10 protein-coding genes and 1 pseudogene are annotated in these 12,763 nt (G+C 44.0%); 9 read left to right on the top strand and 2 right to left on the bottom strand.

Annotated elements, in window-relative coordinates; translation table 11 throughout:
* Nucleotides 1-63: 63 nt before the first annotated feature.
* Together AB4140_RS03600 and AB4140_RS03595 are read right to left on the bottom strand one after the other, a co-directional pair.
* Nucleotides 64-1,974, bottom strand: a complete 1,911-nt coding sequence (locus AB4140_RS03600; protein WP_102531093.1) for an alkaline phosphatase — start codon at nucleotides 1,972-1,974, stop codon at nucleotides 64-66.
* Nucleotides 1,975-1,986: 12 nt separating this feature from the next.
* The gene (locus AB4140_RS03595; RefSeq protein WP_371999828.1) at nucleotides 1,987-3,570 is read right to left on the bottom strand and encodes an alkaline phosphatase; all 1,584 of its coding nucleotides are present in this window, start codon (nucleotides 3,568-3,570) and stop codon (nucleotides 1,987-1,989) included.
* 278 nt (nucleotides 3,571-3,848) lie between these two features.
* Between AB4140_RS03595 and AB4140_RS03590 the strand changes: the two genes are divergently transcribed.
* From AB4140_RS03590 to AB4140_RS03550, 9 genes and pseudogenes are all read left to right on the top strand, one after another.
* Nucleotides 3,849-5,081 (top strand): DEAD/DEAH box helicase, encoded by a 1,233-nt coding sequence (locus AB4140_RS03590; protein ID WP_371999826.1) that lies wholly within the window; start codon nucleotides 3,849-3,851, stop codon nucleotides 5,079-5,081.
* Between the two features lie 47 nt (nucleotides 5,082-5,128).
* Nucleotides 5,129-5,512 (top strand): VOC family protein, encoded by a 384-nt coding sequence (locus AB4140_RS03585; RefSeq protein WP_371999824.1) that lies wholly within the window; start codon nucleotides 5,129-5,131, stop codon nucleotides 5,510-5,512.
* Between the two features lie 128 nt (nucleotides 5,513-5,640).
* On the top strand, nucleotides 5,641-6,474 hold the full coding sequence (locus AB4140_RS03580) for an ion transporter (protein WP_102520662.1): 834 nt from the start codon (nucleotides 5,641-5,643) through the stop codon (nucleotides 6,472-6,474).
* A gap of 164 nt (nucleotides 6,475-6,638) precedes the next feature.
* Nucleotides 6,639-8,027 carry a UDP-N-acetylmuramate:L-alanyl-gamma-D-glutamyl-meso-diaminopimelate ligase gene (gene mpl, locus AB4140_RS03575; RefSeq protein ID WP_371999822.1) on the top strand — a complete coding sequence of 463 codons (1,389 nt, stop codon included), beginning with the start codon at nucleotides 6,639-6,641 and terminating at the stop codon, nucleotides 8,025-8,027.
* 88 nt (nucleotides 8,028-8,115) lie between these two features.
* Nucleotides 8,116-8,787 carry a flavin prenyltransferase UbiX gene (locus tag AB4140_RS03570; protein ID WP_102475935.1) on the top strand — a complete coding sequence of 224 codons (672 nt, stop codon included), beginning with the start codon at nucleotides 8,116-8,118 and terminating at the stop codon, nucleotides 8,785-8,787.
* 7 nt (nucleotides 8,788-8,794) lie between these two features.
* Nucleotides 8,795-9,325, top strand: a complete 531-nt coding sequence (gene hpt, locus AB4140_RS03565) for a hypoxanthine phosphoribosyltransferase (protein ID WP_102440266.1) — start codon at nucleotides 8,795-8,797, stop codon at nucleotides 9,323-9,325.
* Between the two features lie 162 nt (nucleotides 9,326-9,487).
* Complete coding sequence (locus tag AB4140_RS03560) at nucleotides 9,488-10,423, top strand: ABC transporter ATP-binding protein (protein WP_102520663.1); 936 nt, start codon at nucleotides 9,488-9,490, stop codon at nucleotides 10,421-10,423.
* Nucleotides 10,423-11,193, top strand: a complete 771-nt coding sequence (locus AB4140_RS03555) for an ABC transporter permease (protein ID WP_371999820.1) — start codon at nucleotides 10,423-10,425, stop codon at nucleotides 11,191-11,193. Before AB4140_RS03560 ends, AB4140_RS03555 begins: the two co-directional genes overlap by 1 nt.
* Nucleotides 11,194-12,029: 836 nt before the next feature.
* Nucleotides 12,030-12,763 (top strand): annotated as a pseudogene (locus AB4140_RS03550) (hypothetical protein); the annotation flags it as partial.

Below are 12,763 nucleotides of genomic sequence, written 5' to 3'. Positions count from 1 at the left end.
AACCAAGGCTGCAATTAGGTTGCAGCCTTGGCTTTTAGACTCGTTCGCTTGTAAGCGAACGGTTTAGTTCGCTATTGCTGCGTTCGCTTTGTTGGTTAAGTCGGCGGCAAAGTCCATGATGTGATAAATCACACTCTGTTCATTGGTGCCGTTAACTAACATTGCCCCTGGGCCGTAAGCATAAATACCGACATCTTCACCCGCATGGGTTTCAGAGCTAGTCGGCACTAAAGACTCCTGGTGAAAACCTGTTGAAGCAGTGTCGATATCGGTTAGGTCAAAACGACCTGCAGTAATATCTTCACCGTATCCAGCATCGGCATCGGTTTCAGTGCCGAGGTTTTTATAGCCGCGACCATTGGTGTAACCCAGTGTGGTGTATGGCATGCCATCTGCCGCAGTTGATGGTTCTTCGCTACCAATGCCAACCACTTTACCTAAGATTGGATTACCGCGTTTAGGGTAACCAGCAATGGTAAATACGTGGCCATGATCGGCGGTGACAATGATTAACGTATCTGACATATCGGTCATTTCAACGGCTTTGGCAATCGCATCAGAAAATGCAATTGTGTCCGTTAGGGCGTTGTATGCACTGCCTGCGTGATGGCCGTGGTCGATACGACCAGACTCAACGGTTAAGAAGAAACCTTCATCATTGTTATCAAGGATATCAATGGCTTTAGCGGTCATTTCTGCAACCGATGGCTCGCCCGCAACATCATTAGCGCGGTCAGCTTCATACTGCATATGAGACTCGTTAAATAAGCCCATTACGCGAGTCGTGCTAGCTGCATCAATGGCATCAAAACCTGCTTGATCCATCACATAAACACCGTCTGCATAAGTGGCTTGCCATTCTGCAGTTAAGTCACGACCATCGGTGCGGTCACCTTCAATTGAACTGACGGCATCTGCTGAGTTATAAGCAGCATCTTTAGGTAAAAAGTGACGACGACCGCCGCCCATTACCACGTCGATACCATCAACATCAATACCGCTAATACGCGCTTCTAGGTTGGCTTCGAAGTTGACTAATTGGTCAGCAATATCTTTACAACCACCGGATACCGCATCTTCTGGCATGTCGGAAATATCTTCCCAGTTGCGATCAGCTGACTTTGCGTAGGTCGCCGCTGGCGTTGCATGAGTAATACGCGCCGTTGAGATAACCCCTGTAGATTTACCCGCGATTTCAGCCAGTTCTAATGCGGTAATTAACTCTGTGCCCGCAACAGTGCTACAGTCGCCGCGCTCAACATGTTCATCAACACCTAAGACACCAGCGTCAGATTTAACGCCGCTCATCATTGCAGTCATAGTGCCTGCTGAGTCAGGGGTTTGTGCATCAACGTTGTAGGTTTTAGCTAAGCCTGCAAATGGGAAGGTATCGAATGAAAGGTTATGCTCTTCACCGTTTTTACCTTGCATTTGGCCTTCTAAAATACGCGCTGCTGTCACCGTTGAAATGCCCATGCCGTCACCGACAAATAAAATCACGTTTTTAGCACTGCCACGTAATTCGTTTAAGGCGCTAGCATTAGTTGCCGCAACAGATGGTACTGATGTTTTAGCGCTGCTCGTTGTAGCCATACTTGGCGTTGTGGCAGCAAGCCAATTTTGGCGTGCTGCGGTGATTTCTTGCTGACCTGCTACAAACCAATCGTTGTTAACGCTGGTTAATATGTCGCTGGTGCTAACGGTTGAATTACCAGGAGCACAGACGTATTCAGTGGCTGTGACTTCAGTGCTTTGCAATTCACCATCGCTGTCGGTATCAATACCTGAGTCAATTTGCACGCCGCTGTTAGGACAGTTTGCATCGCCAATGGCTAAAGCTGTTTGCACGATAAGGCTCGTTGAACCATTTGAACCGTTCGAACCATCGGCACCGTTTGAACCATCATCACCGTCTGAACAAGCAGATAGACCCATTACAGCAAGGGCGACTAGGGATAGATTTAAGTTTTTCATGTTCATTCCTGCTTATTGCTGAATTAAGTCGAGAGATTGCTCAATAAGGTGAAATACCACGCTTTGCTCAACAACGCCTTGTACCAGTTGTGCGCCTGGACCTTGTGCATGCAAAGTGATGTCTTCACCTGAGTGGGTTTCTGAGCTCATTGGAATTAAGGCTTCCTGGTGGAAACCAGAAGTCGTTGTATCAATATTGGTTAAGTCTTGACGACCCGCGTTAACGTCTTCGCCGTAAGCTGCGTCAGCATCGGTTTCATCACCTAAATCGTGGAAGCCATTACCGTTGGTGTAACCTAAAGTGGTGTAAGGTAGGCCATCAGATGCTGTTGAAGGTTCAGTGCTACCGATACCAACAACTTTACCTAAGATAGGGTTGCCGCGTTTTGGGTAACCGGCAATGGTGAACACGTGACCGTGGTCAGCGGTAACCAGAATCAGTGTTTCGCTTGGGTCAGTTTTTGCGACCGCTTCTTTAACGGCATCAGACAATGCAATGGCATCGGTTAACGCGTTATAAGCGCTACCTGCGTGATGACCGTGGTCAATACGGCCTGATTCAACCATTAAGAAGAAACCGTTATCGTTATTATCTAGAATATCGATAGCTTTGCTGGTCATTTGTGCAATTGATGGCTCACCTGCTACATCATTGTCACGGTCAGCTTCATACTGCATATGAGATTCGTTAAATAACCCCATCAGCTGCTTGGTGTTTTCGGTATCAATGGCATCAAATCCTGCTTGATCCATTACATAAACACCTTCGCTGTATTTTGCTTGCCACTCAGCGGTTAAATCTCGTGAATCAGTGCGATCGCCTTCAATCTCACTCACGGCATCTGCGCTGTTAAAGCTAGCATCCTTTGGTAAAAAGTGACGACGACCGCCGCCCATAACCACGTCGATACCATCAATATCAACACCTTTAAAACGGGCTTCGACATTGGCTTCAAAATTCACTAGTTGATCGGCAATATCTTTACAGCCGCCAGTTACCGCATCTTCTGGCATGTCTGAGATATCTTCCCAGTTGCGGTCGGCAGATTTTGCATAGGTTGCAGCGGGTGTCGCGTGGGTAATGCGCGCAGTTGAGACAATACCCGTTGCTAAACCTTTAATTTCAGCAAGCTCAAGCGCTGTGACTACTTCGTTACCAGCAACGGTTGAACAGTCGCCGCGCACGATGTCTTCATCAACACCTAATACACCAGCATCACTTTTAAGACCCGACATCATTGCTGTCATGGTGCCTGCAGAATCTGGGGTTTGCGCATCAACGTTGTAGGTTTTGACTAAAGCAGTGTGCGGGAATGTTTCAAAGCTTAAGTAGCCTTCTTCACCAGGGTTTCCTGCCAATTGCCCTTGAAGAATGCGTGATGCCGTTAGGGTAGAAACGCCCATGCCATCACCGACAAAAATGATCACGTTTTTAGCTTTGAATTGATTATTGGTATTCAGTTTTGCATCGATTGCGCTTTGTGCATCAGTAAACCAAGCATTTTCAGTTTGGTATGTCGGTAGCACTTCAGCATTTAGGGCACTTGAAATGACTAAAGCAAGCACACCATATGATGCTTTCCAGGTCTTATTCATTATGTTGTCTATCCTATTGACGAGTTGGGTGGGGTAGGCTGCAATTCGTGGCTCAACCCTTGGAAACTTGAAAAGCATAGAGCGGTTATATGAACAAGGTCTTACGCAAAGTTGATGCTTTTGTGAATGAAATGTTTCGGTTTTGTGTCTCGGCAGTTGTATGCACTAATTAATAGCCTACAAATGACATCATCAAGCTGATGGTAATGACAAAACTCTTCCTATTGAGAAAATAACCAGCATGGTAAACTTTGGGGTATCTGTTTTTAGGAGTGTTTATGTCTTTTTCTTCGTTATCGCTGCAAGCTGAGTTAGTTGAGCATTTAGCCCGTTTAGGTTACGAGCAACCTACACCGATCCAGCAACAAGCAATTCCAGTGGTGCTTGCCGGAAAAGACGTATTAGCTGGGGCGCAAACGGGTACGGGTAAAACCGCAGCCTTTGCATTGCCGATAATACAAAAACTCGTTAATACATCGCCTTGTGAGCATCAAGAACGCACTCGCGCGTTAATATTGGTGCCAACACGTGAGTTGGCCCAACAAGTAAATCAAAGCATTCAAACCTATGCCGAGCACACTCAAATTAGCTCGCTAATGGTGTATGGCGGCGTGAGTATTAAAGCGCAGGCTGATGCCATTAAAGCGGGGGCAGATATTATTGTTGCTACGCCGGGCAGGTTATTAGATCACTTACGTAATCGAGTGATGACATTATCAAACGTCAGCCAGTTGGTATTTGATGAAGCCGACCGCATGTTAGACATGGGCTTTAGAGATGAAATTATCGAGGTATTAAAGCGCCTGCCAAAAGAGCGCCAAACCTTATTGTTTTCAGCAACGTTAGATGAGCGTATTTTTAAGTTCAGTAAGCGACTGCTGCAATCGCCTCAAGTGATTGAAACCAGCGAGCGCAATACGACAGCAGCCAAAATTGTTGAGCGGGTGTATAACCTTGATGCGAATAAAAAAATGCCCGCATTGTGTCACTTGATTAACAAAGAAAGTTGGCAACAAGCGTTAATCTTTAGCCGCACCAAGCAAGGGGCGGATAAAGCAGCTGCGCAAATGAAACAAGCGGGGGTTAATGCTGTGGCATTTCATGCAGATCTTTCGCAAACAATGCGTGAGAGCGTGTTAGCGCAGTTTAAATCGGGTGACATTAAAGCGCTGGTGGCCACCGATGTTGCTGCCAGAGGGCTAGATATTAATGAGCTAAACTATGTGGTGAACATTGAGCTGCCGTTTCAAAACGAAGACTACATTCACCGCATTGGTCGTACAGGCCGCGCTGGCAAAGCAGGCCAAGCCATTACTTTGTTAAGTGTTGATGATGAGCCGCAATTAATAAAACTGGAAGCCTTTTTAGATAGACGTTTACCACAGCAATGGCTGCAAGGGTTTGAGCCCGATTTAACCCAAGTTGCCCCCGTGACCCGTAAAACGAAAAAGGGATCCCTTAAGCAACAAGCCCGCCAAAAAGCCTTAGCGCAGTCTAAAAAACGCCGTTAAGCTGACTTACAGCAGTTGCTAATATCACTAACTGAATAGGAAAGGCTATGTTTAAAGGTATTCATCATGTGGCGATCATTTGTGAAGATTATCCGCGCTCAAAACACTTCTACACTGAGGTTTTAGGCTTTAAGGTGTTGGCAGAAAACTACCGTGAAGATCGCCAATCTTACAAGCTTGATTTACAGCTGGCAGATGGCAGTCAGATTGAGCTGTTTACTATTCCAAACTCGCCTATACGCCCCAGTTATCCTGAGGCTCAAGGACTGCGTCATTTAGCCTTTAAGGTCACCGATATTGATGCGGTCGTGGCGCATTTAACCTCACACAATGTCGATGTCGAGCCTATTCGAATCGATGAATACACTGGCAAGAAGTTCACTTTCTTTAGCGATCCTGATGATTTACCGCTAGAGATTTATCAAGGCTAGTTGCCAACCTAAGTATTTTATTAACTGTAATATTAGTGATAGCTGAAGCTTTTAATTCTAATTTAAGCATGGTTCAGTAGGCTCTGCTGTCCTCAAAAGTGCGCCTCATTTGGAGAAAACCATTCATTATGCAAGCAACAGGTATGCTCTCAGTACTAAAAAAAATTGACCAAAGCAAAACCTTCCAGGGATTTGTTATTTTTGTGATTATTGTGTCGGCATTATCTATTGGTGCTCACACCTATCATTTGCCTACTTGGCTTGAAAACAGCTTATATGTGTTGGATATTGCCATTACAGTGTTCTTTTTGTTTGAGCTCATTATTCGCTACATGGCCAGTGATGGTATTAAGTCCTTCTTCTCCAAGGGCTGGAATATCTTCGACACCATTATTGTGATTGGCAGTTTAGTACCATTGGGTGGCTCCACCATATTACTGGCGCGACTATTACGTATTTTCAGGGTGTTACGACTGGTGTCTATGGTGCCAGAGCTGAGAATGTTGATTAATGCGCTGCTTAAAGCCATTCCACGCATGGGTTACATTGCATTATTAATGTTTGTAATCTTCTATATTTATGGCGCGATTGGTAGCATGTTTTTTGCCCATGTGAATGACTTTTTATGGGGCGATGTGTCTATTGCGATGCTGACATTGTTCCGTATTTCTACGTTCGAGTCATGGACCTCGATCATGTACGAAACCATGGCAGTGTATCCACTAAGTTGGCTGTATTACTTGACGTTTATTTTCTTAACGACTTTTGTGTTTTTAAACATGATGGTGGGCGCAGTGCTAGATGTGATGGGTGAAGAAACTAAAATAATGCGTGAAGAGCAAGAGGTCAACGATGATAAAAACGTTGAGTCAAAAACAGCGGCAACCACGGAAGATATTCAGCAGCTGCACGATAAGATAGATAAGTTAACCGCACTGCTGCAAGCTAAAACGAATACTTAAAACTACAACCAAGGCTTAAGCAGTAATCTAAGCCAAGCTTATGGATAGCCCCTTAAAACAGGCAAGCATTTATGCTTGCCTGTTTTGTTAGCAGCGATAACTGACATTAACCCCCTATTTGCATTAGAATAGCCCCCTGATTATTTTTTAAGTAGAGCAACGGCATGCACGTACATATTCTTGGAATTTGTGGCACTTTTATGGGCGGTTTAGCGTTATTAGCCCGCGGTATGGGACACAAAGTCACCGGTAGTGATGCCAATGTGTATCCACCTATGAGCACCCAGCTTGAACAGCAAGGCATTGAGCTTATTCAAGGCTTCGACCCCGTACAGCTGGGTAAAGAAGGTGAAAATCAGCCAGATTTAGTGGTCATTGGTAATGCTATGAGCCGTGGTAATCCTTGTGTTGAAGCAGTATTAAACCGTGGCATTAAATACACCTCAGGGCCGCAGTTTTTATCAGAATATATCTTGCCAGAACGCTGGGTACTGGCGGTATCAGGCACCCATGGTAAAACCTCAACCTCCAGTATGTTGGCGTGGGTATTAGAATATTGCGGCTATGAGCCGGGCTTTTTAATTGGTGGCGTACCGCAAAACTTTGGCGTGTCAGCCCGTTTAGGTAACTCGCCTTTTTTTGTGGTTGAGGCCGATGAATATGACAGTGCCTTTTTCGATAAACGCTCTAAGTTTGTGCATTACCGCCCGCGTACTTTAGTGGTTAATAATCTTGAGTTTGATCATGCCGACATATTTGCCGATCTGGCTGCTATTCAGCGCCAATTTAATCATGTTATCCGCACGGTTCCCAGTGAAGGTAAAGTCATTTGGCCTGCTGAAGTAGAGGCGGTAAAACAAGTGATTGAATTAGGTTGTTGGAGCGAGCAAGAGCATTTTTATGCCACTGAGCATAGCGCCACAGGCTGGTATGGTAAAACCATTGCTGCAGACGGTCATGAGTTTGAAGTGAAGTTTAATGGCGAGTCCCAAGGCATATTAAACTGGGGCTTAATCGGTCAGCACAATATTGAAAATGCCATAATGGCCATCGCAGCAGCAAGGCATGTTGGCGTAGCGCCAAGTCATGCTATTGAAGCCTTGAGCCAATTTGCGCCGCCAAAACGTCGTTTAGAGCTATTAGATACCGTTAATGGCATTTCGGTTTATGATGACTTTGCGCATCATCCAACGGCCATTGAAACGACTTTACAAGGCCTGCGCGCCAAAGTGGGCGAGGGCGATTTAGCTACAGGTAAATTAATCGTGGTGCTCGAGCCGCGCTCAAACACCATGAAAAGCGGCGTACATAAAGACACTTTAGCAGCATCTATGGCCTTAGCGGATTGCGCCTTTTTGTATCAAGCGGACAATGTCGGCTGGGATTTAAAAGCCAATATGGCTAGCGCCAGTATTCCTGTTGCCGTGTTTACGGATATCGACGCCATTATTGCTCAAGTTAAAGCTCAAGCACAAAGTGGTGATACCGTAGTGATTATGAGTAATGGCGGCTTTCATGGTATCCATCAACAATTGATAAATGCCCTAAAATAACCTTTTAGATAAGGTTAGTTTAGGTTAATAGTCATCAATAAGTCGGTTTTGGCCGTATAAGCGGTAAAGCTTGATTAAAAGAGAACATATGAGTAATTCGAACCACCCGTACGCAAAAAAAGAAAAGGCCATTAGTCTCGCGTGGACTGGCGCTTCTGGTGCGCCCTATGGTTTAAAGTTACTGCAGTGCTTACTGACCGCCGATTACCAAGTGTTTTTGATGATCTCAAGTGCTGCCAGAGTGGTGCTTGCCACTGAAGAAGGTTTGCAACTGAGCGCAAACTCAGAAAAAGCCTGTCAGCAGTTATTAGCCCATTTTAAGATGGATAAAAATGCTGCTGGTGAGCTGGTGGTTTTGGGCAAAGATGAATGGTTTTCGCCACCGGCATCTGGCAGTGCGGCGCCAAAGCAAATGGTGGTTTGCCCCTGCTCAACAGGCACTTTAGCGGCGATTGCCACCGGAATGAGTAATAATTTGTTAGAAAGAGCGGCAGATGTAGTAATAAAAGAGCGCGGTCAATTAATCCTTGTTCCTCGGGAAACTCCTTTTAGTGCCATACACTTAGAGCATATGTTAAGCCTGACTCGCAACGGCGCGACCATCATGCCAGCGGCACCAGGCTTTTATCATTATCCCAAATCGATAGAAGATCTGGTAAACTTCATGGTTTCCCGAATTCTAGATCATTTGGGCATAGAGCACGGGCTGACAAATCGTTGGGGATATGCCAACGACAAGTCCGAAAAAATCGACAATTGAGAGTAATATGAAACACACAACAGAAGTGATGATTTCTGCAGAAGAAATCAGCGAAAAACTGGATATATTAGCTGAAAGGATTAATACCCATTACGCAGACAGCGAACGTTTGCTAATGGTCGGCTTATTGAAAGGGTCTGTGGTTTTTATGGCTGACTTATGTCGCCGTATCAAAGGCCATGTTGAAATCGACTTCATGTCAGTTTCAAGTTATGGCAATGCAATGACAAGCACACGTGACGTGAAGATCCTTAAAGATGTATCATCTGAGATTGCCGGACGTGACGTATTGATTGTTGAAGATTTAATTGATTCAGGTAATACCTTAAATAAAGTACGTGAGATGTTATTACTGCGTGAGCCTAAAAGCTTAGCATTATGTACATTACTCGATAAGCCTGAGCGTCGTGAAGTTAATGTACCAGTCGACTTTATTGGTTTTACCATTCCTGATGAGTTCATCGTCGGCTATGGTATTGACTACGCAGAGCAATATCGTAACTTACCTTACATTGCTAAAGTTGTACCATTAGATTAATCCAATCTGTGGTCGACCAACTCCCGCTATAGGCGGGAGTTTTGTTTTGGGCGTCAGAAAATTTTGCGTGTTAATCATTTACATTAGGTCATTAAGATCATGTAATTAAGACAGTGTAATTAACAGCACGTCATTCGCAATTCATGAACCAGAGGTATCACAATGAGCAACCCCACCAAAGCGTTGGTGATCGAAAACCTGCAAAAAACCTATAAGAGCGGTGTTCAAGCGGTTAAAGGCCTTAGCTTAACCGTAGAGCAGGGCGATTTTTTTGCGCTATTAGGCCCCAATGGTGCGGGTAAATCGACGACTATTGGCGTGATTAGCTCATTAGTGCAAAAGACATCAGGCAGCGTTAAAGTGTTCGATTATGATATCGACAACAACTTAGAGCGCGCCAAAATGTGCATTGGTTTAGTGCCGCAAGAATTTAACTTCAATCAGTTTGAAACCGTGCTGCAAATTGTAGTTAACCAAGCCGGTTACTATGGCGTGACCCGCGCAGTGGCATTGCAGCGTGCACAAAAGTATTTAAGTCAGTTAGATTTATGGGAAAAGCGTGATAGCCAAGCACGAGCGTTATCAGGCGGCATGAAGCGCCGTTTAATGATTGCTCGTGCGTTAATGCATGAGCCACAATTGTTGATCCTTGATGAACCAACAGCAGGGGTAGATATTGAGCTTCGCCGCTCGATGTGGGAGTTCTTAAAGCAAATTAACGCCCAAGGCGTGACCATTATTTTGACCACCCATTACCTTGAAGAAGCTGAAATGCTGTGTCGCAATATCGGCATTATCGATAAAGGCTTATTGGTTGAATGCACCAGCATGAAAAGCCTACTCAGTAAACTGGATGTGGAAACTTTCATTTTAGATTTACGCCGCGATATTGAAGCTGCGCCAAGCCTAAATAATATGAGTTGCCGTTTGGTCGATGGTCATACGCTGGAAGTAGATTTGGCAAAAGCCAACAATCTCAATGATTTGTTCGGCCAATTAAGCCAGTTAAATATTGAAGTGCTATCAATGCGTAACAAGGCGAATCGCCTTGAAGAGCTATTTGTCGAGTTAGTTAAAAAAACTAAGGACTCAAAATAATGAACAAGCTTTATTGGATTGCCTTTAAAAGTATTTTAATTAAAGAAACCAATCGTTTTACCCGTATTTGGGTACAAACCTTAGTGCCGCCAGCCATTACCATGACCTTGTACTTTTTGATTTTTGGTAACTTAATTGGCAACCGTATTGGTGAAATGGGCGGCGTATCGTACATGGAGTTTATCGCACCAGGTTTAATCATGATGTCGGTTATCACCAACTCCTATTCTAATGTGGCCTCGTCCTTTTTTAGTGCCAAAATGCACGGCAGTATTGAAGAGTTAATGGTGGCACCTGTGCCGCATTATGTGATGATTGCCGGTTTTGTTGGCGGCGGCATCGCCCGTGGGTTAAGTGTCGGCTTGATTGTGACCTTGGTGGCAATGTTCTTTGTTAACCTCAGCCTACATCATGTTGGCTTAGTGATTATGACGGTGTTTTTAACCTCGGTGTTATTTGCGTTAGGCGGGTTAATTAACGCGGTATTTGCTAAAAGTTTTGATGACATTAGCATTATCCCCACTTTCATTTTAACGCCACTGACTTATCTTGGTGGGGTGTTTTACTCGCTATCATTACTACCTGATTTTTGGCAAGGCGTGTCAGCGCTAAACCCTGTGGTATATATGATAAACGTGTTCCGCTACGGCTTTTTAGGCTTTGCTGATATCAGTGTGCCGTTATCAATTGCCATTATGGTAGGCTTTTGTGCCTCGCTATGGTTTGTAGCATACTACCTTATTTCACGTGGCATCGGCCTACGTAGCTAGGTTTAGTTAGCTGTTAAGCTAGCTTGGTTACATGTAGCTGAGCAAGATTGTTGAAAGGACTCTAATGAGTCCTTTTTTTGTTATTTGGCTGTCGCTTTAACTAAATCGCGACATAACTATGCTGCAATGGTAATTACTGAGAAAAACTTAATTCTTAGCTGTTAATGGAGGAATATCAGCTGATCATTTGCCATTTTAATCCTTTTCGCTTCCATTCTTAAACTTCTCTCATTCACTTAAGGCTTTACGATTGAGTCATTATTGTTTGGCATTAGCAGACTATTGTCGGGGTTAGTATTGGTTGAAGTGTAATAGTTAAATTCAGCTTTGAGCTATTTATTGTTGAAGCGCTACACATCAGTATTAATAATTCGTCATATGAATAGTTTTAAAAATACTAATAAAGGGGCTTAGCCTTTTTATATTATTCTTGGATATTACTTTTAATTTGAGTTGATATTAAATCTACTTATAGCTTCATTTAATCTAGTAACGTTATTTATTTAGCCGCTATTTGGGCAACCCCCTCGAATACTCTTCCTCTGTCAACCTGTCAACTTGGCATGTTGATTTGTTGTTTTGTTGATCTAGATCAAAAAAGTGTGTTTTTTATACACAAGCTCAAAACTATAGACTACCGTTAATTATACAGGCTAGTTTAAATCTAAAGGCATAGTTATGTTGAGTTTTAACATAGGTGTGAATAAAAACTAGGGTTTGATTGGCCTTCCGAAAATGATTCAAAAAATTTATTAAATGAACAAGAGAACTGCCCAGTTCTCTTGGGGATTCCGTGCTTTTAAATTCAATTAATTATTTTATAAATAGGCCTTTTTATGTCAAATGATAACCTGTCTAATAATCCTGAAAATGATGCTCTTAATGATGCTGTTGAACAAGTAAACACAGAAGACTCGACGGTTTCATCATCTAAGGCTGAGAATAATCAATCAACAGTCACCAATACTGTTGCGACTGCGACATCATCGGTAGACATACAAACGGCAGAAGAAAGCTTGGCTCCTTCAGGCGGCTCAGAATCATCAACAGATGACTCTCAAACTGATGATGCAGAGGCCGCCAATGCCGAGGCTTCTTCTGCAGCCCCTAGTTCAACAGATTCTCAATCATCAGCTGTTGAAAGCTCAACCTCAGATGCTGATACGGAAGCAGCTAGTAGCTCTGCGGCCGAAGGGGCAGCTAATGCAGCCCCTGAAGAGGCTGTATCTTCAGGCGCCCAAAGTATCGGTGGGGCTGAAGGTGCTTCAACTAGTTCAGGTGCGCCATCTTCGTCAGCAACTGCGTCTGCAGCAACACCATCAAGTGCAAATAGCGAAACTGAAATATCTGATGGCGCCTCATCAACAGATGCAAGCACTGCGACCAACAGTGAGACTTTTGAGGTAAATGTTTCAAGTGATAACAATGCTGATGGTCAGATAGACGCTGATGATCTACCTACCACAGATACGACTACTGACTCGATGAGTTTTAATGTCGATGTGACCGCGGTAAATGATGCTGCCGAGGTAGAAGACCAAGCTTTCTCAATGAATGAAGACGGCGTAAT

The organism is Shewanella sp. 10N.286.51.B2 (genome assembly GCF_041469265.1).
In the GTDB taxonomy this organism is placed as follows: domain Bacteria; phylum Pseudomonadota; class Gammaproteobacteria; order Enterobacterales; family Shewanellaceae; genus Shewanella.
The sequence above is the reverse complement of the archived record's forward strand: the minus strand, read 5'-3'. Positions and strand labels throughout refer to the sequence as shown.